At 68.2% G+C, this 20,475-nt stretch carries 20 protein-coding genes and 1 pseudogene; 13 read left to right on the forward strand and 8 right to left on the reverse strand.

Features of this window, described 5'->3' with window-relative positions; all coding sequences use genetic code 11:
• Window positions 1-10: 10 nt before the first annotated feature.
• Entirely contained in the window at window positions 11-595 is a 585-nt protein-coding gene (locus tag ABZ863_RS09025) for an XRE family transcriptional regulator (protein WP_358532739.1), read from the reverse strand.
• A 139-nt stretch (window positions 596-734) separates the two neighbouring features.
• Between ABZ863_RS09025 and ABZ863_RS09030 the strand changes: the two genes are divergently transcribed.
• Entirely contained in the window at window positions 735-1,370 is a 636-nt protein-coding gene (locus ABZ863_RS09030) for a class I SAM-dependent methyltransferase (RefSeq protein WP_358532741.1), read from the forward strand.
• A 9-nt stretch (window positions 1,371-1,379) separates the two neighbouring features.
• On the opposite strand, the gene ABZ863_RS09035 is transcribed toward ABZ863_RS09030, so the two are convergent.
• The 4 genes from ABZ863_RS09035 to ABZ863_RS09050 form a co-directional block, all read right to left on the reverse strand.
• Window positions 1,380-2,561: an ABC transporter permease gene (locus tag ABZ863_RS09035; protein ID WP_358532744.1), complete on the reverse strand. Its 1,182-nt coding sequence runs from the start codon at window positions 2,559-2,561 to the stop codon at window positions 1,380-1,382.
• Window positions 2,558-3,250 carry an ABC transporter ATP-binding protein gene (locus ABZ863_RS09040; RefSeq protein ID WP_358532747.1) on the reverse strand — a complete coding sequence of 231 codons (693 nt, stop codon included), beginning with the start codon at window positions 3,248-3,250 and terminating at the stop codon, window positions 2,558-2,560. The genes ABZ863_RS09035 and ABZ863_RS09040 overlap by 4 nt, the downstream gene beginning before the upstream one ends.
• Complete coding sequence (locus ABZ863_RS09045; protein WP_358532750.1) at window positions 3,247-4,203, reverse strand: peptidoglycan-binding domain-containing protein; 957 nt, start codon at window positions 4,201-4,203, stop codon at window positions 3,247-3,249. The genes ABZ863_RS09040 and ABZ863_RS09045 overlap by 4 nt, the downstream gene beginning before the upstream one ends.
• Before the next feature lie 116 nt (window positions 4,204-4,319).
• Window positions 4,320-4,838, reverse strand: coding sequence for a hypothetical protein (locus ABZ863_RS09050; protein ID WP_358532753.1), 519 nt, complete (start codon window positions 4,836-4,838; stop codon window positions 4,320-4,322).
• Window positions 4,839-4,996: 158 nt separating this feature from the next.
• On the opposite strand from ABZ863_RS09050, the gene ABZ863_RS09055 reads away from it, so the two are divergent.
• From ABZ863_RS09055 to ABZ863_RS09065, 3 genes are all read left to right on the forward strand, one after another.
• Window positions 4,997-5,656 (forward strand): response regulator transcription factor, encoded by a 660-nt coding sequence (locus tag ABZ863_RS09055; protein WP_358532755.1) that lies wholly within the window; start codon window positions 4,997-4,999, stop codon window positions 5,654-5,656.
• Between the two features lies 1 nt (window position 5,657).
• Window positions 5,658-6,833, forward strand: coding sequence for a HAMP domain-containing sensor histidine kinase (locus tag ABZ863_RS09060; RefSeq protein WP_358532757.1), 1,176 nt, complete (start codon window positions 5,658-5,660; stop codon window positions 6,831-6,833).
• 534 nt (window positions 6,834-7,367) lie between these two features.
• Window positions 7,368-7,898 carry a YdcF family protein gene (locus ABZ863_RS09065; RefSeq protein WP_358532760.1) on the forward strand — a complete coding sequence of 177 codons (531 nt, stop codon included), beginning with the start codon at window positions 7,368-7,370 and terminating at the stop codon, window positions 7,896-7,898.
• A gap of 11 nt (window positions 7,899-7,909) precedes the next feature.
• On the opposite strand, the gene ABZ863_RS09070 is transcribed toward ABZ863_RS09065, so the two are convergent.
• Complete coding sequence (locus ABZ863_RS09070) at window positions 7,910-9,223, reverse strand: PQQ-binding-like beta-propeller repeat protein (RefSeq protein WP_358532762.1); 1,314 nt, start codon at window positions 9,221-9,223, stop codon at window positions 7,910-7,912.
• Window positions 9,224-9,439: 216 nt separating this feature from the next.
• Here ABZ863_RS09070 and ABZ863_RS09075 point away from each other — a divergent pair, with 216 nt between their 5' ends.
• On the forward strand, window positions 9,440-10,615 hold the full coding sequence (locus tag ABZ863_RS09075; RefSeq protein WP_358532765.1) for a hypothetical protein: 1,176 nt from the start codon (window positions 9,440-9,442) through the stop codon (window positions 10,613-10,615).
• A 69-nt stretch (window positions 10,616-10,684) separates the two neighbouring features.
• Here the strand turns inward: ABZ863_RS09075 and ABZ863_RS09080 are convergent, their stop codons facing one another.
• Window positions 10,685-11,134, reverse strand: coding sequence for a hypothetical protein (locus ABZ863_RS09080; protein WP_358532768.1), 450 nt, complete (start codon window positions 11,132-11,134; stop codon window positions 10,685-10,687).
• Window positions 11,135-11,165: 31 nt separating this feature from the next.
• Here ABZ863_RS09080 and bla point away from each other — a divergent pair, with 31 nt between their 5' ends.
• The 5 genes and pseudogenes from bla to ABZ863_RS09105 all read left to right on the forward strand — a co-directional run.
• Complete coding sequence (gene bla / locus ABZ863_RS09085; RefSeq protein WP_358532771.1) at window positions 11,166-12,071, forward strand: class A beta-lactamase; 906 nt, start codon at window positions 11,166-11,168, stop codon at window positions 12,069-12,071.
• A 689-nt stretch (window positions 12,072-12,760) separates the two neighbouring features.
• On the forward strand, window positions 12,761-13,498 hold the full coding sequence (locus ABZ863_RS09090) for an ATP-binding cassette domain-containing protein (RefSeq protein WP_358532774.1): 738 nt from the start codon (window positions 12,761-12,763) through the stop codon (window positions 13,496-13,498).
• Window positions 13,495-14,778: a hypothetical protein gene (locus ABZ863_RS09095; RefSeq protein WP_358532777.1), complete on the forward strand. Its 1,284-nt coding sequence runs from the start codon at window positions 13,495-13,497 to the stop codon at window positions 14,776-14,778. The genes ABZ863_RS09090 and ABZ863_RS09095 overlap by 4 nt, the downstream gene beginning before the upstream one ends.
• Window positions 14,775-15,398, forward strand: coding sequence for a hypothetical protein (locus ABZ863_RS09100; protein WP_358532779.1), 624 nt, complete (start codon window positions 14,775-14,777; stop codon window positions 15,396-15,398). Before ABZ863_RS09095 ends, ABZ863_RS09100 begins: the two co-directional genes overlap by 4 nt.
• A gap of 129 nt (window positions 15,399-15,527) precedes the next feature.
• Window positions 15,528-15,708, forward strand: a pseudogene (locus tag ABZ863_RS09105) (diaminopimelate decarboxylase); the annotation flags it as partial.
• On the opposite strand, the gene ABZ863_RS09110 reads toward ABZ863_RS09105, so the two are convergent.
• Complete coding sequence (locus ABZ863_RS09110) at window positions 15,705-17,642, reverse strand: potassium transporter Kup (protein WP_358532782.1); 1,938 nt, start codon at window positions 17,640-17,642, stop codon at window positions 15,705-15,707. The pseudogene ABZ863_RS09105 and the gene ABZ863_RS09110 sit on opposite strands and share 4 nt — an antisense overlap.
• Before the next feature lie 294 nt (window positions 17,643-17,936).
• On the opposite strand from ABZ863_RS09110, the gene ABZ863_RS09115 reads away from it, so the two are divergent.
• The 3 genes from ABZ863_RS09115 (at window position 17,937) to ABZ863_RS09125 (ending at window position 20,432) form a co-directional block, all read left to right on the forward strand.
• Window positions 17,937-18,284: a YciI family protein gene (locus ABZ863_RS09115; protein ID WP_358532784.1), complete on the forward strand. Its 348-nt coding sequence runs from the start codon at window positions 17,937-17,939 to the stop codon at window positions 18,282-18,284.
• Between the two features lie 22 nt (window positions 18,285-18,306).
• Entirely contained in the window at window positions 18,307-19,560 is a 1,254-nt protein-coding gene (locus ABZ863_RS09120; protein ID WP_358532787.1) for a DUF6596 domain-containing protein, read from the forward strand.
• Window positions 19,561-19,628: 68 nt separating this feature from the next.
• Window positions 19,629-20,432 carry a class I SAM-dependent methyltransferase gene (locus tag ABZ863_RS09125; RefSeq protein ID WP_358532789.1) on the forward strand — a complete coding sequence of 268 codons (804 nt, stop codon included), beginning with the start codon at window positions 19,629-19,631 and terminating at the stop codon, window positions 20,430-20,432.
• Window positions 20,433-20,475: the final 43 nt, after the last annotated feature.

Here is a 20,475-nt window from a genome sequence, read left to right on the forward strand (position 1 = left end):
CGCCCCGCTGTTACGCGGTGCGGGAGCGGGCTCTGATGTGGAATCGTTCGCCCTGTGGCCCAAGGATGCTGAGGTATTCGACGGGCCGGTCGTCGACATTGCCATACCAATGTGGAAGACGGGTGTCGAACTCGGCGACTTCTCCAGCGCTGAGAACGATGTCCTGGTCGCCGAGCACGAGGCGGAGCCTTCCGTTGAGGACGTAGAGCCAGTGGTAACCCTCGTGCGAACGGGGATCGGGTTCGCTCGCCTGGATGCCGGCGTTGAGGATTTGTTTGTACGCCTGAAGTCCGCCGGGTTTGCGGGTCAGCGGGATGATGGTCATGGGACCGCGGCGGATGGGGCGTAGCCGTATGCGCGGGTCCTCGGTGGTGGGGTCCTGGACCAGTTCGTCGAGGGGTACGCGGTAGGTCCGCGCGAGAGGCAGCAGGAGTTCCAGTCCGGGTTTACGTTGCCCGGATTCGAGCCGCGACAGGGTGCTGACGGGGATTCCGGTCGCTGCCGAGACGGCGGTCAGGGTCGCTCCGGTCCGGCGGCGTAGCTCGCGCAGGCGCGGTCCGATCGCCTTGAGCACGGTGTCGGTCTCGTCTGCCATGCAGCCAGTTTGCGGTTTCCGCATGATGGTTTGTCAAGTCGGTGTTGACCAGTTCATGGTGAAGGGAAGCCCGGCCGGGATCTGCCTACCGACCGTGGCGCGGCCACGTATCTCGACCCTTCCCTGATGAGGAGCTTCGATGTCCGCCACACCGACCAGTGATCCGCGACGGTTCTGGGAGGACCGTTACCGCGACAGCGACCGGATCTGGAGCGGCCGGCCCAACCCCCTGTTGGTTCGCGAGGTCAGGGGCCTGAGTCCGGGCCGTGCTCTGGATCTGGGCTGCGGGGAAGGCGCCGATGCCGTGTGGCTCGCCCTTCGCGGGTGGCAGGTCACCGGCGTGGACATATCCCAGATCGCCCTGGACCGCGCGGCCACTCACGCCGCAGCCGAAGGCGCCGAAGGTGTCCGGTGGGAGCGGCGCGACCTGGGCCAGACCTTCCCAACGGGCAGGTACGACCTGGTCAACGCCCAGTTCCTGCAGTCGCCGGTCGCCTTGGACCAGGACCATGTCCTGCGCCAGGCAGCCGGGGCCGTGGTGGGGGGCGGAACTCTGCTGGTGGTCATGCACGCGGGATGGCCGTCCTGGCACAGCGCGGACCAGCACGCCGACGTGACCTTCCCGGCCCTTCACCAGGTGCTGGACATCCTCGATCCATCGGGCGACGCCTGGCACGTCGACACCCTGGAATCCGTCGAGCGGTCCTGCCCGTCTCCAGACGGACAGGCCGGCACACGGAGGGACAACGTGTGGCGCATGACCCGGCTCGAGTGAGGTGGGTCGTCATGAGCTGAGAGCGGCTGTCGGCGGTGTCCTGGCGGCTCGCACGGCGGGGTAAAGCCCTGCGACTGCGCCGATCACGAGGGTTGCCGTGACGGCGATGGCGATCGCGATCGGCGGCAGGGTGAACGGCCAGTCGTTGGCGAGCGCCATGACGCCGGTCGCGACCGTTCCGAACACGCTTCCGAAGATCCCGCCGAGCGCCGACAGCAGGAGGGCCTCGGCGAGGAACTGCACGAGGATGTGCTGTCGGGTGGCACCGAGAGAGCGGCGTAGCCCGATCTCACGTCGTCGTTCCAGGACAGAGATGATCATCGTGTTGGCCACGCCGATCCCGCCGACGAGCAGGGCGATGGACCCGAGGCCGAGGAGCAGTCCCGTGAACGCCTGGTTGGCTGCGTTCCTCGCCGCGAGAGCGTCCGAAGGGCGGGAGACCTCGACCTCGCTCGGCGCTTCCGGTGAGATTGTCGGGGCGAGCAGGGAACGTACGTGTTCCACGGCGTCGTCGGCGGGTCGTTGGTAGATGGTGGTGGGGCTGCCGTCGAACCCGAAACGCTCGGTCGCGGCCGTCGCGCCGATGAGGGCGGCAGTGTCCAGCTCGGGGGCGAGCGCGACCGGATCGAGGATGCCGACGACGGTGAAATAGGTGCCACCAAGCCAGATCTGGGTGCCGGGTGCGACGACGCCGAGTCGGTCGGCCGCGGTACTGCCGAGAACAACGGTGGGGAAGCGCGCCGTCGCGGCGTTGAACCAGACGCCGGACCGTACGTCGCCGTAGACCACCCCGAGGAGATTCTGGTCGGCGACCATGGTGGTGATCCCGCCGGTGGCGTCCGGGTCCGACAGCGAGCTGCGATACACCGGCACGCCCAGCGCCGCGGTGCTGCTGGCGCTTCCGACACCGTCGATCATCCCTACTTTTCCCAGCGTGTCGGGTGGCAACGTGGTCTGTTCCCCCGTGAGGCTGGTGCCTGCGGTCGCGGTGAGCAGGTTCGTGCCGAGCCGGGCCAGCTCATCGTTCAACCGGGCCTGGCTGGAGGACGACACCCCGACAACGGCGATCATCGCGGCGATGCCGATCGCGATCCCGAGCGCGGACAGCACCGCGCGCGTCGGACGTGCACTGAGCCCGGTCGTCCCCAGACGCAGGATGTCTCGGCTGAGCAGCCGCGCGGGCGCGGTCATGCGACGGCCTCCTCACCTACGGAGTCCCCGACGATGCGGCCGTCCCGAATCGCGATCCGCCGAGGGAGCTGTGCGGCCAGACCGACGTCGTGGGTGATCACCACGACGGTCGTGCCCTGCCGGTTCAGCTCGTGCAGGAGGTCGACGATCGCGGTCCCCGACGCGGTGTCGAGGTTCCCGGTCGGCTCATCGGCAAGGAGCAGCGGCGGGTCGCCGACGACCGCCCGGGCGATCGCGACCCGCTGACGCTCACCGCCGGACAGCTGGTTCGGTCGGTGGTCGAGCCGATGCCCCAGCCCGACGCGTTCCAGGGCCGCGACGGCACGTCGGCGCCGGTCACCGCGCGGGATACCGACATACAGGAGCCCGTCTGCGACGTTGTCGACGGCGGTGACGCCCTCAGCAAGGTGGAACTGCTGGAACACGAACCCGATCCGGTGCGCTCGCAGTGCCGACAGGGACCGGTCGTCCAGGTCGTTGACGTCCAGGCCGTCGATGCGGGCGATGCCTGCCGTGGGGCGGTCGAGCGAGCCGATCAGGTTGAGCAGGGTCGACTTCCCGGAGCCGCTGGGGCCGACGATCGCCACCAGCTCGCCGGGCGTGATCTGCAGGGTGACGCCGGCACAGGCGAGGACGGGCGGGTCGCCGTAGGAGCGTTGGACGTCTTCGAGGGAGATGATCGGGTTCATCGCTGCGGTACCACCACTCGCTGTCCTGCTTTAACGCCTTCGCCGGAGATCTCCACCCGGCCACCGGCAAAGAGCCCGGTCTGCACCGGAACCTGCCGGGTGGTCCCGTCTGCGTCGACGATCTCGATGCCGAACCGCTGCGGAGTGATCGCGATCAGGGCACCGACCGGCACGGACAGCACGTCCTCGCGCCGGTCGCTGGGGACGTCGACGGTTACCGAGGCTTCCTGGAAGGCCGCGGCCGCGGCCGGGTCGTCCAAGGCGATGACGATCGGGATGACCGTCTGTTTCTGCCCTTCCGACCCGTCGGTCTCGGTCGGCGTGCCGACCGAGGTGATCGTCCCGGTGGTCTCGGTTCCGCCAGGAAGGCGCACGACCACAGGCGTACCGATGACGGCGAGCTGCTGGTCGGCGAGTTTGAGCTCCACGTTCACGATCTGCTTCGTGCCCGTGGTGTGGAACAGTTCTCCGCCGGGGCTTACCTGATCTCCGATGCCCGCTGTGACGGTGCCGATCCGCAGGTCGCCGCTGGCGAAGACGACCGAGCCGAGCGGCAGCTCGCCGGTGCGTTCGAGGCCGCCGGCTTGCTGCCAGTCCATGATCGCCTGGGCGGTGGCCCAGGTGAACCGTTCATCGGGCTCGCCAGTGAAATGGCCGAGGTCGCGCAGACTCTTCTCCAACTGCTTCACGTCGGGGCCGTCGCTCATCCCGCTGCCGAAGTCCCGCCAGGCGGGCATGCTCCCGCGCAGCAGGAACACAGGGACGTTGTCGATCGCGTAAAGACGATCGCCCAGCGCAACCACGGTCCCGGGTGCCGGCAGACCGGTCATGATGCCTGCGCGAGCGGACTGGATCGTACGCGAATCGGCGAACCGAAGCGTGCCCGACGCGGTCGTGTTTTCTGCCAGATCACCACGGACGACTTGTTCCGTAACGCCTTGGAAGGTGTTCACGGGCTCCTCCTCGCTGCGGCCCGTGGCAGCGTAGATTCCACCGACCACTACGGCTGCCGCGACGACAACGGCACCCAGACCGACTGCGAGGCGACGGGACGACCCGCCGGTTGCGGTCACTGGTTGCCTCCGGGGCCGGCGGGGCCGGTGATCCCGTTGGGGGCGCACTCCTCGAAGACCTCGCTCGAGATGTCGTCGGGCAGGTCGAGCGCTCCACCGGGCTGCGGGTCGGCGACATCGATGCCGTTCGCGCGGAAGCACTCGGCGATCTCCAGGTACTCGGCCAGTCGCTCCTCATCGGACACCGGCGAGCCGCTGCCCTCTGGAGCAGGCGGCTGGCCCAACTCGTCCTGGCATGCCTCGGCCGCCTCGACGAATGCGTCCATGTCGCCCCCAGTGCCGAAGTCCATGCCATCGCTGTCCGGATCGGGCATGTCAACGCCGCGCCCACGCATGCACTCGGCGAACGCCAACTGGTAGTCATCGAACGAGTCGTACGACCGGGCGTTGCCGGATTCGGGGCTGCTGTCAGGGGCCGGCGTGTCGTCCGCCGTGCTGCACGCGTTCAGTACGGCCAGCAGCAGGGGGACCGCCAGCACGGTGGCCGTGAGCTTGGAGGTCCGTTGCTTCAGCATGGAGGGTGCTCCTTCGAGATCAGGGCGCGGCCGGTCCGCGGACGCTGATCAGCTGACCACCCGCCGTGTTCTCAGGGCATTCAGGAATTCCGTTAAGTTTTGCCAACATCGCGTGTGGTTTCCTGGTTCGTGTCGTATCTACCGCTGGGAGGCCGACCATGCGCGTGCTGATCGTCGAGGATGAGCCCTACCTCGCCGAGGCCATCCGCGTCGGCCTACGCCGCGAGACGATCGCAGCCGACATCGTCCACGATGGAGTGAGCGCACTCGAGTCGATCGCCTGCAACGAGTACGACATCGTCCTGCTCGACCGCGACCTGCCCGGCATCCACGGCGACGACGTCTGCACACAGATCGCCGCCGACTACCCTCGGGTGCGGGTGCTGATGCTCACCGCAGCACGCACCCTGGACGAACGCGTCTCCGGCTTCGAACTCGGAGCCGACGACTACCTCCCCAAACCCTTCGAGTTCCCCGAACTCGTCGCACGCCTGCGCGCGCTCGAACGCCGTACCCAACCCGCCCGCCCGCCGATGATCGAATCCCACGGCGTGCGACTGGACCCGTTCCGCCGCGAGGTATACCGCGGCGGCCGCCTGATCCGGCTCACCCCGAAGGAGTTCGCCGTGCTGCAGACCCTCATGAGCGCCGACGGCGGCGTGCTCAGCGCGGAAACACTGCTGGAGAAGGCATGGGACGCCAACGCCGACCCGTTCACGAACACCACCCGGGTCACGATCTCCAACCTTCGCAAACGACTCGGCCAACCCTGGGTCATCCAGACCGTCCCGGGAGCCGGCTACCGGTTCGGGACCTGACATGCCCACCTCGCAAGCAGAACGCTCCCGCAGGCTCCGCCACCGGCTGACGATCCGCACCCGGCTCACGCTCAGCTACGCGGGCCTCGTCACCGGATGCGGTGCGGTGCTCATCGCCATCGTCTACCTCTACATGCGGTACGTCCCCAGCTACCACATCGTCGACATCTCGGAGTCCGCGCCGGGTTCGCCGAGCACACCCAGCGGGGTCGCCAGGCCGTCCGACGCGGTCGAGATCACGAGTGTGTCCGACTTCCTCGACACCCTCCTGGTCGCCTCGGTGATCGCTCTCATCGTGCTCGCCGTCGTCGGTGGCACCGTCGGCTGGATCGTCGCCGGCCGCATCATCAAACCCCTCGCCGCGATCAACGATGCCGCCACCCGCGCGGCCACTGGGGCCCTGGACCACCGAGTCGGCCTCGGCGGCCCCAAGGACGAGATCCGCGATCTCTCAGACACCTTCGACCGCATGCTCGCCTCCCTCGAACGGTCCTTCGCCGCCCACCGCCGCTTCGCCGCCAACGCCTCACACGAGCTGCGCACCCCGTTAGCAACGACCAAGACCATGATCGACGTCGCACTGGCCGACCCCGACGCCGATGCCGAAGGACTCCGTTCCCTTGCCGAGCGGGTACGCGAAGTCAATCGGTCCAACATCGAGACCATCGACTCCCTTCTCGACCTCGCCAATGTCTACAATGGAACGCTGGCACACGAGCCGATAGATCTCCCCGAAATCACAGACGCCGTTATCGGCGAGCTCGCCGATGAGGCCGAAAGTGCCGGAGTCACACTGGCAGCGGTTACCGGGAAAGCAACAGCCGTCGGCAATCCCGTCCTGGTCCGGCAAGCCATCTCCAACCTCGTCCGCAACGCCATCCGGCACAACCGGCCCGGAGGCCACGCCGCGATAGGGCTCTCCACCACCGGTACCGGTACACGCGTCACCGTCACGAACACAGGTGAGCTCATCGGGCAGGAGACCGCCGATGCGCTCGTGGAGCCGTTCGTGCGCGGCAGCGGACGAACACTCACCCGCCGCTCAGGTCATGGACTCGGCCTCGCCATCGTCGCCACGATCGCCGCCGCCCACGACGGCACGCTCACGCTCGCCCCGAACCCCGAAGGCGGGCTCACCGTCCACTTCGAACTCCCGCGGATTCCAGCTCGTACCTGAGCGCTTTTGCTGGTCATCGACTCTGCTTCGCCACGCAACCGGTTCGCCGGGCACATGCACGGAGTGCTCGGCCACGACGGGACGAGCCCCTGTGACACTTCTCGAGCGAGGCCGCAACGAAGCCGCGGGCTACGGCGTGTAGTTCGTCCACGCATCCATTCCGGCACGCGTGTCACCATGACGACGAACCACGGTGAGGAACTGCAGGCGAGCGCCGCGATCGCCGCCACCGTCATGTCCGATGAACTGCCGGACGTGCCGGGTTTGACCGAACGCTGGGGCACGAGCGCTCTGCACTTGCCCCTATTGCTAGGGCTGGGAGGTTCGCGATCGGCGGGCTCACCAGCCCCGCGGCGACAGTTCCCGTCGCAATGGGAGCAGGCGCCACGGCTGCGATCGCCGTCAACATGGTGCTCGTGGCCGAGGACTTCGAGGACACGGTCCACAAAACCGCCTGACGCCGGCCATCGACAACACGTCGCCAGCAGGCGGCCGCACCTGTCCGAGTAGGGGATGCGTTTGATCAGACCCCTTGTGGCCACAACTGGATCAGCCACCGCTCGATTGCTGGACGGCAGGCGGGTTCCGCCGCCGCTGCTGGCCAGCAGACTGGACCGCGGGCGTCGCGTGTTCGACGCCCAACGGGCGCGCGGCGGGGACCCGGTGCTCGTCACCTCGGGCGGGCAGGGGCCGGACGAGGAGGTGCCCGAAGCCCAGGCCATGGGCGACTACCTGGTGGCCAATGGCATGCCCCGCGACCGGATCCTGCTGGAGGACCGGTCGCGAACGACGTGGGAGAACCTGACGTTCAGCAAGGAGCTCATGCGCGAGTGCCGGGCCGGCTACCGGTGCGTGATCGTCACCAACAACTTCCACGTCCTGCGCGCCGCCCTGCTCGCCCGCAAGGCAAAGGTCAACGGGCAGGTCGTCGGTTCGCCCACGGCGTGGTACTTCTGGCCGAGCGCCACCATTCGCGAGTTCATCGCCGTGTTCCTCGAACACCGCGTCATCAACTTCACGGTATGCGGACTGATCGTCGTCTCGCAGCTGCTGGGGGCACTTTAGTTGCCACCAGGTCAGGTTCGATCGTAGGTGATGAGCGCGGGGTCGCGTCCGAGTTGTACATGGAGGCCGATGCTGGTGCCGTCGGCGGTGACCTGGATTACTGGTATGCCGTCGAAGACGGTGTGCGGCTCTCCAGTTCGGACGTTGACAACTTCGACGCCCCTTCGGGAGTTTGCCGGGAGGAGGGCGAGGTCGCCGACGACGGCTGACCGGTCCAGTGCGGTCACCCGGTTCTCGATCCGCCAGAGCTGCATGCCACTGGCGAGGTCGCGCGCGGTCAGGTACGCGTGGGTGCCGCGTTGTGGGTCGGAGTCCGAAGTGATCACGACATCGCCGTAGAGGGCGGCCTGCTCGTAGTAGGTGGGGGAGCTGTCGGGCAGATCGGCCGACCAGCGTTCCTCACCTGTCCGCGCGTCGAGCACGGCCAGCCGGTTCCGGAACACATCGCGTGCCTCGTCATGCCGGGTGGAGCGCACCACGACCTCGTCCGCGGTGGTTGAGACGAGTTGCTGGGCGAAGTCCTCATGCCCGTAATTCCACAGTGGAGCGCCGTCGCCGCCGGAGAACGCGTACAGCCGTAGGGCCTCAGGCTCCAGGTTGTTGCGGGGGTCGTCGACAAGCTCCCATGCGCTGGTCGAGTCGGGGCCTGCGGCGCCGAACACGATCGTGTCGCCGGCCGACCGCCCGTGCCGGAACGACTGGCCGAGGTTGACCTCGCGGGTCCAGACCGGTTCGCTGCGGGTGGGGTCGACCAGGGTCAGCACGCCTGTCTGGGCAGTGGGCCAGCGCAGCAACGCGACCGCACGGTTGGCCACGACCACCGCCGTGCCCATAGCCGCGGGTTCGCCGGTGCCGAGCGCGATGCAGCCACGCATCTCACCGGTCTTGAGATCGATGTCCACGGCGGTCGCGATCGAGCCTTCCGGATGCTGGAGCAACACGAGGCCACCGCGGACCTGGGCGCTGCCGTAGCTGGTTCCGTTCTGCTCGAATGCCCATAGCCGTTTACCGGTGCCGGCGTCGACCGCGCCGACCAGGTCGTTGCCCGCGCTCTGGACGACCACGCCACCGAGGGTGAGCTCAGGTGACCGTGGTGTGGGCACCGCCGTCCGAGCGGGCCCGAACGGTGCTGCCGGTGTCGTGAGGACACGCAGGGCGTCCGGCTCGGCTACATCCTCGAGCGGAACCCCGGACGGGATCCGCTCAGTGGGGGTGAGTGCGGCCGCGCACGGATCGGCAGTGGCCCACGGCCGCCACACCAGCAGCCCGGCAGCCAGTATTGCGACCAGTCCGGCACCCGTCCACATCCACACCTGACGATGCATGCTTACCCCCAGCTTTTCCCGATCTTGGGGCTAGGTTAGCCCGTACGTCTGTTTCGTGGGGCGGGTTTCCCGAACCGGGCGGTCAGCGAGTCCGGATTGGACGCCCACCGCCGACCCAGGTGCCGCCATTGGTGTCGACCAGAGCACGATCGGGCCGTCACGGGTCAACTGTACGAATGGCCCATTCCGGCGCCCGCCTTCTGTTAGCGTCGAGTTGTGAGGGATTTCATCCGGCGCTGGCCGGTCGTGCTGGTCGCGATCGCGGGGCTCGCCGTTGGCAGTGTGGGTACCTGGCTCGTCCTGGGAGCACGCGGGGAAGACCCGAATCCGATCGGTGTCGACGAATCGGCGGCCAACGGCCTCGACGCGGACAGTGACGTGTTCGCCTTGGCGCGCGAGGCATGGCGGGCCCGGCCGGCTACTGAGCGGCCCCGTGGGGAGATCAGTGTGCTGCACGCCGCCCGGGTCGGCGAACGGGAAGTGGTTGTCCTGATCGACGCCACTGGTCTGGGCACCGTCTATGAACGACGCGCTGACGGCTCGGGGGCGATCCTGTGGGTCGAGTTGTTCGGTCGCGCCCTCGATACCACCCCGCCGGTCGACCGGGAGCGCACCGAGGCGATGTCGCTCGTCGTCGGTGACGGTGCGTGGATCGACACGCGGGCCGAGAACCCGCAACTGGATGCGGCCGTGCTCGCTGGCGACGAGGTGCGCTGGGAGCGAGTCACCGCCGAGAACGGGATCGTGCCGCGCGTACCTGCCATGGGCCCGGACAGTTGTGGGGCCAAGGTGGTCGCTGAACAGCGCGGCAACGGCGCGGTACGGTTCCACCTCCTCCGTCCACAGCAGAGCAATGTGGGGACGAACCTCAACGCTTACCTCTCGCCGCTCGATGCCGCAGGTCGCCGTCCCGCGGACGAACGGCCGGTGCGCTCGCTCGGCGATATCGGTGTCGCCGAGCTGCGTTTGCTCTCGCAGCTGACGTGTGCCGACAGTGCCGAGTTCGACAGGCCCATCCCGTTGCTGTTCGCCATCACCGAGCTGTGGCACGGAACTCTGCCAGGTGGTCAGCAGGCCTCGGTGCTCGCCATCTCCGCCAGCCGGGACACCGTGCTGGTCGACACCGGCGCCGACACGTTGGTCATGCCCACCAGCGGCTCGGTCCGCAGCAACACCGCGGTGTGGTGGTTCGACCAGCATGACTGGCTCGTCGTCGCCGGCAGCCCGGAGGTCGCACGCATCGACGTCACGCTCCCCGACGGGAGACGGATCACGCACCCCGGTCGCTTCCTCGCCGTTGAGCTGGGCGAGCTGTCCTCGTCTCGAGCCCGTGCGGCCCGTATCGGCGCGGTGAATTCCGACGGTCTGCCGGTGACAGTGCTCCCACACTGAGATCCCGAACATTCAAGCCGACGGCGCGGCGCCCTGATCTGCGGTCTACTCTGGCGGTCGAGGCGTGTATCAGGTGTCAGTAATCGCGGCGGCGAGATCAGACCCGTTCTGGATGATCACGGCGCCCAACTCTCGGAGGTCCTCGCCTGGAATGTGGTCGATTTGGTTGCTGTTGGTGACCATGTACTGACAGTCGGGCGCCATGATCACGGCTTCTGCCAACCGGGCGAACTCGGCGATGAGGTCCATCACCTGTCCCGACGACGGCCGGTGGAAGTGAACGGCGTCCGTGCTGGCGCCGTCGAAGTGAACGTGGATATCCGCGTCGCCGCCATCGGGGGTCTGGAGGTGCAGGAAGTTGAGATCAGGGTCTTCCGTGACGTAGACGCCGAAGATTGCGTCGAACTGTTCCCGTGCCAGCGGTTGTGCCTCGCCCTGGCGAAATCTCACCACGTGCATGCTGAAGCTCACAAACGGCAGAGTACCCAGGTAATCGGGGTGTCGGCGGATCTCGGTCATATACGGTTTGCCTAACTCGGCTGGGGGGACGATGACTACTCGCCGCGCGCTGCTGAAGGCGTTCGCGCTGTTGCCACTGGCGGGATGCGCCACTACGCGGCCCGCCGCCCCGGCCCCGACGACCAGCGCCGCGTCCTCGTCCACCCGACCGCCCGAGCGGCACGACCACCTGCTCGACCTCGAGCGGACGTTCGACGCCCGCCTGGGCGTCTACGCCGTCGCGACCGGTTCCGGTGCGACCATCGCTCACCAGGCGGACGAGCGGTTCGCGTTCTGCTCCACGTTCAAAGGCCTCGCGACGGCGGCCGTGCTGCACCGCAACCCCATGGCGTACCTGGACACCGTCGTCGCCTACACCGAAGCCGACCTGATGAAGAGCTCAGCCATCACCCGGCGGCACGTGGCCACGGGCATGACGGTCCGCGACCTGTGCGACGCCGCGGTCCGCTTCAGTGACGGCACGGCAGGCAACCTGTTGCTCCGCGACCTCGGCGGCCCGGCCGAGCTGACGGCGTACCTGCGCGGCATCGGCGACGACGTCACCCGGATGGACCGGATCGAACCTGCCATCGTGGAGGCCACGCCCGGCGACCCGCGTGACACGACCACACCGCGGGCGATCGGCACGGACTACCAGCGGATCGTGCTGGGGGACGCACTTCCGGCCGACAAGCGCGAGTTCCTCCGCGACCTCCTTGAGCGCAGCGCAACCGGTGCGCGGCGCATCCGGGCGGGCGTCCCGCGAGGATGGCGCGTGGCAGACAAGACCGGCACCGGGGACTACGGCACGCTCAACGACATCGGCGTCGTGTGGCCACCGGACTCCGGCCCGCTGGTCATCGCGATCATGTCGAGTAAGTCCACTGTCGACGCCGAGTACGACGAGGCTCTCCTCGCCGAAACCGCCGCCTACGTCGTGGACACCCTCACGCGGTGATGGCGTATGGCTCGATCGGAATCACTCGATCGAGCTGAGATGGTTGATTCCCGGTTCCTGCCTTTCAACCGTCTGGCAACGTCAGGAGGGCTGCGCAGAATGGTGCCTTGAGCCATTCTTGGTAGTGCAGTTCAACCTTTTTCACGCGAGGGGAATTGTTATGGGGAGAGTGAAGAAAGTTGGCTACTGGCGCCCTAGCGGCAGCCACCCTTGGTGGCGGGATCGCCACAGTGGCCTCGCCAGGTTGGGCGGCCGCCGAGCCTGCTACCGGCCGAGATGCGGCGATTCAGGCGTGTGTAATGAGGGCCGAGCTCCCGCGGCCGACGTCCAACGGCGGGGTCAGTGGTCGCGGTGGTCGCCAGGGTTGTGCTTCGAACGACGTGGTGAACCATTTGTGGGTCAGGGTGTATAAACACGTGGCCTGGTGGCCGGACACGATGGTCGCCGAGCGGCATCAGACTTATGTGTCGAACTACTGGATGACGGCAAATGGTAGGTGTCGTGGCGATGGCCTTTATTACACGATGACTGCCAACAGTCGGGGAAACTCGGTGGAGTCGAATCGTCGACAGATGTGCTGATGGTCTAATTCGAGGCACAGTGGGGCAGGGGCCGCCGCGGCACCTGCCCCACTGCTGTTGGTCGCAAAGCATGGCGCTGGTCGGGATGACGGGGGGGAATACGGGCACGTGGATATCAAGCTCGAAGGGATCGAGTTCAGCTATGGCCGCAAGCAGGTGCTGCGGAACCTCAACTGGGTGATCAGGCCAGGTGTGACCGGTCTGCTGGGGGAGAACGGCGCCGGGAAGACCACCCTGTTGTCAGTTCTGATTGGCCTGTTGCGGCCGAAGGCGGGCACCGTCTCGCTGAGCGACTCCACCGGCTCGCTGCCGCGGTTCGGGTTTGTGCCACAGCGTTTCTCCACACCGCCGGAAATGCGGGTGATCGATACGGTCAGCTATGCGACCTGGGTCAACGGCGTGGGCCGCAAGGAAGCCGACCAAGCGGCGCTCACGGCGCTGGAGGCCGTGAATCTCGCCGACCGGGCGTCGGCGCGGGCGCGGTCGCTATCGGGTGGGCAGCGGCAGCGCCTCGGTCTGGCTGCCGGGCTCGCGCACGATCCCGACGTGTTGGTGCTGGATGAACCAACTGTGGGGCTGGACCCGACACAGCGGGTGCGGGTCAGGGAGGTCATCGCCGCACTGGGACGCTCGCGCACCGTCCTGCTGTCGACCCACGTCCTCGAGGATGTGCATCATCTCTGTGAACGCGTTGGAGTGCTCGCCGGTGGCCGCATCGCGTTCGACGGCACCGTCACCGAGGTCAAAGACGCCATGGCGAACGCCACAGAGCCGGACAGTGGACTGGAGTCAGCGCTGGAGCGTGGCTACCGCACATTGCTCGAGACGCTGGGGGACGACCGATGACCCGGCGCCGGTCGTGGTTCTGGCCGCATAGTGCCCTGATCGTGGTGCTGCCCGCCACGGCGATCCTCGCGGTGGTAGTGGGCGCGACGTGGCCAATGCTGGCCTGGCCCTACCCGCGGTGGGTGGAGACCTCTGCGCAGTGGCACCAGCAGTTCATGTGGGCGGGCATCATCGCCGGCACCGCGTCCTGCCTGTGGGCGGTGCGCCTCAACCGGGCTGATCGCGTCTGGGCGCAGCCGCGGTCACCCCGGCTTGGCGCGGCCGTCGCGGGCCGGCACCTGGCGGTGTTGGGTGGCTGGTTTGTCGGGGCCTACGTGGTCGCCCTCCTGCCGCTGACGATCGGTACTGCGCTGCGCGGCGGGGTGGGCTTGCCGGATGTGCTGGTGATGCTGTCCGGGGTGCTGGCCATGACCGCTGCGGTCGCGCTCGGCTACGCCCTCGGCACCCTCGCGCCGTCACTGATTACGGTCCCGGTCATCGGGATCGCCCTGTTCGCGCTCTACGTGATCGGCGCTGTTGAAGCGGACGCCTATGCCGCCGTCACGCCGGTCCTGTATATCGAGCCGATGCTGGGTCAGGTGGAGTCCACGCCGTTCGCGGTCTTCCGTGTGCTGTTGTTTGCGGCAGTGACGGTCGCTGCGGCGGGGCTTGCGGCCAAGCTCCTGCAGCGTCAGTCGGCGGGAACCCATCGCTCGTTGGGCGGGCGGGCAGGCGATGTGGGCCTCTTTGCGGTGGTGCCGGCTGCGCTGGTGGTGCTCGGCCTGTCGAACCAGGTCGCGTTGTTCACCGTTGAGGGCGACCTTCCCCGAGCCTGTCGCATCGCGAGCGGGATCGAGTACTGCGTGCATGCCGCCGATGCGGAACAGTTGGCTGCGGTGGTCGCCGCGTTCGATCCGATCGTGCAGCGTTTCGGGACGAAGCCCGAGGCAATCGACGCGGTGTGGGCCCGCACACTGCTGATGGACAGGCCCGTGAACGTCCTGCCGGTGAATGGTGTGCTGGAGATGAAGGTCGATGCCAGCGGCACCATTGACGTCGCCTATGCAGCGTTCGCCGAGGGGCTCGTCGGTCTGTACACGTGCGCGGACGCTCAGGAGGGGGCAGAGAACTGGACCATGGTTGAGGCCCAGCACGCGCTCGCGGACTATCTCACACACGGGGGAGCGCCGTCTGGGGCGTTCGCAGGGATGAGCGAGGAGGAGGTACGGGCGTGGATTGCCCGGAACCAGGACGACCTGCTCAGCTGCCAGCTCGACGAGTCCGACCTGCCCCGCGCATGACCCGGATCATTCTGGCCTCTCGTGCGGCGCCGTGGGCCTTGTTGGCTGTCGTGGTGGCCGCCGGTGTCAGCGCCGTGTACGGCCTCGCGGCCATCGTGATCGACGTGTCGCCGGTGCGCCCGAACAAGTTGCCGATCACTGAGCTCTGTGCCGTTGCCTCGGCAACGGTGCTCACCTTGCTGACCCGGCCACGGTTGTGGGAGTGGGAACGCGTCGCGCGAACGCACCGCGCTCGTGTCGTGGCCGCGCTAGTCTGCGTCGCCAACATCGCGCTGCCTGTGGCATGTGCGCTGCCCGTGGTGCCGCGGCTGCCGGATGGCACCGCGTGGGCGTGGGTGTGCGCCAACGTGGTCGTGATCGCAGCCATCGTCCAGCTGGTCGCCCCACTGACCGGGCCGTTGTGGGCCGGACTGACCGGACTCGTGTTGTGGTTTGTCTTCGGGGCGCTCCATAACATCGCACCAGCTGTGGGACCGTACCTGCCGACGTCGAGCTCGATCGACGCCGACGGCCGCTGGACTGTAGCGCTTCTGCTCGGATTTGCCGCGGTGCTACTGCACGCCAAGACTCACGGAGCACTGGCCTGGACGAGAGCCCGCGAGGACAGTTTTCGCGCATAGCGGCTCGGTCACCGAACTGGTCGTCAACACCTGGAACGGCGGCGTTGCCGTGACAGACTCGTCCCGGCGGCGGTGGCCCGCGAGAGCGCGAAGCACCGGATACCACCCCGCCCCTCGCGATCGAACCCGGACATCCACCACGGCGACCTGCTCGCCGTTCCCCGTCACCGGCGCCTACCACTATCCGCTGTCGTCCAACTACAACGTGGTCTGCCGGCCGCCCAGCGTCGGCGTACGGGACGGTTCCGCCCGCCTCCCCGTCCGCGGGGAGACCGACGAAGACCTGCTCCGCCGGAACCTCGGCGACTAGACCTCGATGTGTGAGCCCATGATCACGGTACGGTCGCGCGGCAGCTTGAAAGCCTCCGCCGCGTCCGCGGTGATGTAGCAGGTCGCCATGAACAGCCGCTTGCGCCACGGCGCCATCGTCGGTTCGGTGCCGCGGCGGAGCTCGATCGTCGACAAGAAGTACGAGGCGTCCTCCAGGTGCAGCTCGCCTTCGGTCCTGGCCGGGTCGAGCAGGCGCAGTGCGCGCGGCACGTCCGGGGTCTCCATGTAGCCGAAGCGGGCGGTGACATGCGTGATCCCGTCGTCGCCGTAGCCGAGGTCGTTGACGACCACGCGCTCGGCCGCCGGCACGCGCGGTACGGGCTCGGTCTCGATCGACACGATCACCAGATGTTCGTGCCGCACATGGTTGTGGTCCACATTGGCCCGCAGCGCCAGCGGCGCGGTTTCCTTGCTGCGGTTGAGGAACACCGCCGTGCCGGGCACCCGCCGGATGAGTGCCCTCTTGCTCCGCAGCTTCTCCACGAACTCGCTGAGCGTTCCCTCGTGCCGTTGCCGCTCCGCGGTCACGATCGTCCGGCCACGCTGCCAGGTGATCATGATCGTGAATGCGGTGACGCCGATCAGCAATGGCAGCCATGCCCCGTGCAGCAGCTTGGTGAAGTTCGCCGCGAGGAACAGCAGGTCCACCGACAGCAGCACGGTCGCGCCGATGCCGACCAGCCACGCCGGGGTGCCCCACTTCTCGCGGGCGATGAAGAAGTACAGCAGTGTGGTGATCGTGATCGTGCCGGTCACCGCCATGCCGAAAGCGAAGGCCAGCGACGTCGAGCTGCGGAACGCGAAGACCAGCGTCAGCACGGAGACCATCAGCAGCCAGTTGATCCACGGCACGTAGATCTGGCCGCGTTCGGTCGCCGAGGTGTGCGTGACCCGCAGCCGCGGCAGGTAGCCGAGCTGCGCTGCCTGGGACGTGACTGAGAACGCGCCGGTGATCACCGCCTGAGAGGCGATCACGGTCGCCGCGGTCGCGAGCACGATCATCAGGATCCGGCCCCACCCCGGTACCAGGAGGAAGAACGGGCTGGAGATGTTGGCCGGGTCGTCGAGGATCAGCGCGCCCTGGCCGAAGTAGCTGAGCGTGCACGCGGGGAACACCAGGAACAACCAACCGCGGGTGATCGCCTTGCGGCCGAAGTGCCCCATGTCGGCATACAGCGCCTCCGCGCCGGTCACGGCGAGGACGATCGCGGCCAGCGCGAAGAAGGCGATGTCGAAGTGGTGGACCATGAAGCCGATCGCGTAGGTCGGCGAGAGCGCCTCGAGGATCCGCGGGTGGTCGATGATGCCGCCGATCCCGGACGCGCCGATGGCGGTGAACCACAGGATCATCACCGGCCCGAACATCCGGCCCACGGCCGCGGTTCCCCTGCGCTGGAACAGGAACAGCAGCAAGATGATCATCGCGGTAATCGGCACGACCAGCTCTGCCAGTGAGGGCTCGACGACCTTGACCCCCTCGACCGCGGACAACACCGAGATCGCCGGGGTGATCATGCTGTCGCCGAAGAACAACGACGCGCCGAAGATGCCGACCCCGGCGAGCACCATCGCGGCCCGGCGGCCCCGCTGCCCGCTCCACCGTCGCAACAGGGTGATGAGTGCCATGATGCCGCCCTCACCGTCGTTGTCGGCCCGCATCGCCAGCAGCACATAGGTGACCGTGACGATGATCATCACCGACCAGAACACGAGCGACACCACGCCGAACACATTCTCCCTGTTGACCGGAACGGGATGCGGGTCGCCCGGGTTGAACACGGTCTGCAGCGTGTAGATCGGGCTCGTGCCGATGTCACCGAACACCACGCCGAGCGCGCCAATGACCAACGCGAGCCGCACGGTGTCGAGTGCCCCCCGGCCTCGCGGCGACTCCAGCTGCTGCCGATCGCCCATCGCGAATCCTCCTCCGTGCAGGCGACGCTACCGGCCACTCCCTCAGCGCACACGACAGCGCATCAGCGCGACAAGGGGCACCTCAACGACGCTGACTGACCGGTGAGTGAGTGCGGGTCGAGTAGCGTGGCCAGCTCGACGTCGTCGAGGTCCGTCCGTCTCCTGGCGACCTCGCGCGGCGTCACAAGATCGCGCATCGTGAACCAGGACCGGGTGTCCATTCGGCCGGGTCCCATTCGTGGTGATGGTGTGCGGCGATCGTGCCGCGCGCCACGGGACACTGAGGAGCTGGACATGAAGTACATGTTGTTGATCAACGCAGGTGCGGTCGACGCGGACGGCAAGGCCGCCGAATGCGGTGTCGAGGACTGGATGGCCTATGACAAGGAGGTCAAGGAGGCGGGGATTTTCGTCTCGGGGGAGTCGCTGGCGGATCTGGTCACCGCCACGGCGGTGCAGGTGGGCCAGGACGGCAGGCGGATCGTGACGGACGGACCGTTCGCGGAGACCCGTGAGGTGCTGGGCGGGTTCTACGTCATCGACGTGCCGGACCTGGATGCCGCGCTGGACTGGGCCGCCCGTTGCCCCGGTGCGCGTGACGGGTCGGTGGTGGTGCGCCCGGTCGCCGAGTTCGGGGGCTGAGGTGGCCGAGGCTGGGCCTGGGATGACGGACGGGGCGCCGCTGGCGTCGGTGGAGGCCGTGTTCCGTGAGGAGCACGGCCGGCTGCTGGCGGCCCTCGTCCGCCGTTTCGGCGACCTGGACCTGGCTGAGGAGGTGGCCGCCGAGGCGATCGAGGCGGCACTGGCCCACTGGCCCGTCGAGGGGGTTCCGCCCAACCCGGGCGGATGGTTGATGACCACGGCGCGGCGCAAGGCGGTCGACCGGTTGCGGCGGGACCGGGCCTACGCGGCGCGGCTGGCCGTGTTGCAGGTGGAGGCGGACCGGGCCGCGCCCGCGCCACCAGCCGACGCCGACAGCGGCCTGCCCGACGAACGCCTCCAGTTGTTCTTCACCTGCGCCCACCCTGCCCTTCCCGCCGAGGACCGGCTCGCGCTGACCTTGCGCTGCCTCGCCGGCCTGACCACGCCCGAGGTGGCGCGGGCCTTACTGGTCCCGGTGGAAACCATGGCCAAGCGGATCACGCGGGCGAAGAAGAAGATCCGCGAGGCCCGCATCCCGTTCCGGGTGCCCGGCGACGACGAGCTGGTGGAGCGCCTGCCCGGGGTGCTCCAGGTCGTCTACTCGCTGTTCACCGAGGGCTACGCGGCCAGTTCCGGCCCGAGCCTGCAGCGGCTGAGCCTGGCTGAGGAGGCCATTCGCCTGGCGCGGATCCTGCACCGGCTCATGGCAGGCGAGCGGGAGATCGCCGGCCTGCTGGGGCTGATGCTGCTGGTCCACGCTCGGCGGAAGTCTCGCAGCGGCCCGGAGGGCGAGTGGGTGCCGCTGGAGGAGCAGGACCGTGGCCGCTGGGATCGCGCGATGATCGAGGAGGGCCGCGGCCTGGTGGAGGCCGCGCTGACCGGCGGGCCGCCAGGCCCGTACGGGGTGCAGGCCGCGATCGCCGCCCTGCACGACGAGGCCACGGATCTCGCCGGCACCGACTGGCCGCAGATCGTGGCCCTGTACGACGTGCTGCTCGCGCTGGCGCCGTCCCCGGTCGTCGCGGTGAACCGGGCGGTGGCGGTAGCCATGCGTGACGGCCCGGAGCGTGGCCTTGCGCTGCTCGACGCATTGGCAGGGGAGCCACGGCTGCGCCGCTATCACCCATACGCCGCGGCCCGCGCGGAGCTGCTGTACCGGCTGGGCCGGCTCGGCGAGGCCGCCGTTGCCTACCGGAAAGCACTCGACCTGGCCGGTGCCGAACCCGAACGCGCCCACCTGCGGCGCAAGCTGGCCGCGATCGACCCGCCACACTGAGAGAGGCCAATGACCACCACGACATCGATCGCGCAGACGTTCAGCGCCGAGTGTGCTGGGGAGGCGCGATGACCCTCGCCGATGGTTGGGACGAGGCCACCGACGGGTACGAGACCTACTACGTACCGCGTTTCGCCCCCTGGGTGGCCACCGCGGTGCGGGCGGTCGTCACCACCGAGACGCTGCCCGAAGGGCCGGTCCTGGTGCCGTGTTGCGGGACGTTCCCGGAACTGGACGCGCTGACCGAGCACTTCCCCGACCGCGAGATCGTCGGCATAGACCTGTCCGCCGGCATGGTCCGCCGGGCTCGCGAGCGTGCCGCACACCATCCAAAAGCCAGTGTCGTGCAAGGCGACGCCACGACACTCGACCCCCGCTGGTCGGGCAGGTGCGCGGCGGTGGTGTCGGTGTTCGGCCTTCAACAGCTGCCGGAGCCCGAGCTGGCCATCCGGTCGTGGGCGGCGGCGCTGCGCCCCGGCGGGCGGCTGTCCGTCGTGTTCTGGCCTGGCACCACCGAAACCGACGGTCCCTTCGCGCTCATCGCCGACATCCTGCTGAACCACCGCCCGGCCGGGGACAGCTCGTGGGAACGCCGGCTCGTGCCATCCCTGGCCGCCCATGGCGTTGTGGTCGAACGCGACGATCAGCCGCGTCACCTGATCACCCATCCCGACGCGGCGACCTCCTTCGAGGCCCACATCCGCTCCGGCCCACTCCGCGCGTTCGCCGACACCCGAGGAGACGAGTTCGTCCGCCGGCTCCGGGAGGAGTTCCTCCGTCGAGCCCCAGCAGGGCCTTGGCACCACCACCCGCGTGCACGGCACATCGTCGGCCGCCGTCCGTCCGCAATGGACCGTGAGCGCCGCCCTTAGCCCGATCGGTCGCACGCCCTCGGCCGGATCTACTACCAGTACG

The organism is Saccharomonospora sp. NPDC046836 (assembly GCF_040645195.1).
Lineage (GTDB): Bacteria > Actinomycetota > Actinomycetes > Mycobacteriales > Pseudonocardiaceae > Prauserella_A.

Bases quoted from the DNA above. Each gene is read 5' to 3' on its own strand.
- ABZ863_RS09025 (WP_358532739.1), bottom strand. From the start codon at position 595: ATGGCAGACGAGACCGACACCGTGCTCAAGGCGATCGGACCGCGCCTG.
- ABZ863_RS09060 (WP_358532757.1), top strand. From the start codon at position 5,658: ATGCCCACCTCGCAAGCAGAACGCTCCCGCAGGCTCCGCCACCGGCTG.
- ABZ863_RS09100 (WP_358532779.1), top strand. From the start codon at position 14,775: ATGACCCGGATCATTCTGGCCTCTCGTGCGGCGCCGTGGGCCTTGTTG.
- ABZ863_RS09120 (WP_358532787.1), top strand. From the start codon at position 18,307: ATGACGGACGGGGCGCCGCTGGCGTCGGTGGAGGCCGTGTTCCGTGAG.
- ABZ863_RS09035 (WP_358532744.1), bottom strand. From the start codon at position 2,561: ATGACCGCGCCCGCGCGGCTGCTCAGCCGAGACATCCTGCGTCTGGGG.
- ABZ863_RS09040 (WP_358532747.1), bottom strand. From the start codon at position 3,250: ATGAACCCGATCATCTCCCTCGAAGACGTCCAACGCTCCTACGGCGAC.
- bla (WP_358532771.1), top strand. From the start codon at position 11,166: ATGACTACTCGCCGCGCGCTGCTGAAGGCGTTCGCGCTGTTGCCACTG.
- ABZ863_RS09115 (WP_358532784.1), top strand. From the start codon at position 17,937: ATGAAGTACATGTTGTTGATCAACGCAGGTGCGGTCGACGCGGACGGC.
- ABZ863_RS09080 (WP_358532768.1), bottom strand. From the start codon at position 11,134: ATGACCGAGATCCGCCGACACCCCGATTACCTGGGTACTCTGCCGTTT.
- ABZ863_RS09050 (WP_358532753.1), bottom strand. From the start codon at position 4,838: ATGCTGAAGCAACGGACCTCCAAGCTCACGGCCACCGTGCTGGCGGTC.
- ABZ863_RS09125 (WP_358532789.1), top strand. From the start codon at position 19,629: ATGACCCTCGCCGATGGTTGGGACGAGGCCACCGACGGGTACGAGACC.
- ABZ863_RS09070 (WP_358532762.1), bottom strand. From the start codon at position 9,223: ATGCATCGTCAGGTGTGGATGTGGACGGGTGCCGGACTGGTCGCAATA.
- ABZ863_RS09030 (WP_358532741.1), top strand. From the start codon at position 735: ATGTCCGCCACACCGACCAGTGATCCGCGACGGTTCTGGGAGGACCGT.
- ABZ863_RS09095 (WP_358532777.1), top strand. From the start codon at position 13,495: ATGACCCGGCGCCGGTCGTGGTTCTGGCCGCATAGTGCCCTGATCGTG.
- ABZ863_RS09110 (WP_358532782.1), bottom strand. From the start codon at position 17,642: ATGGGCGATCGGCAGCAGCTGGAGTCGCCGCGAGGCCGGGGGGCACTC.
- ABZ863_RS09055 (WP_358532755.1), top strand. From the start codon at position 4,997: ATGCGCGTGCTGATCGTCGAGGATGAGCCCTACCTCGCCGAGGCCATC.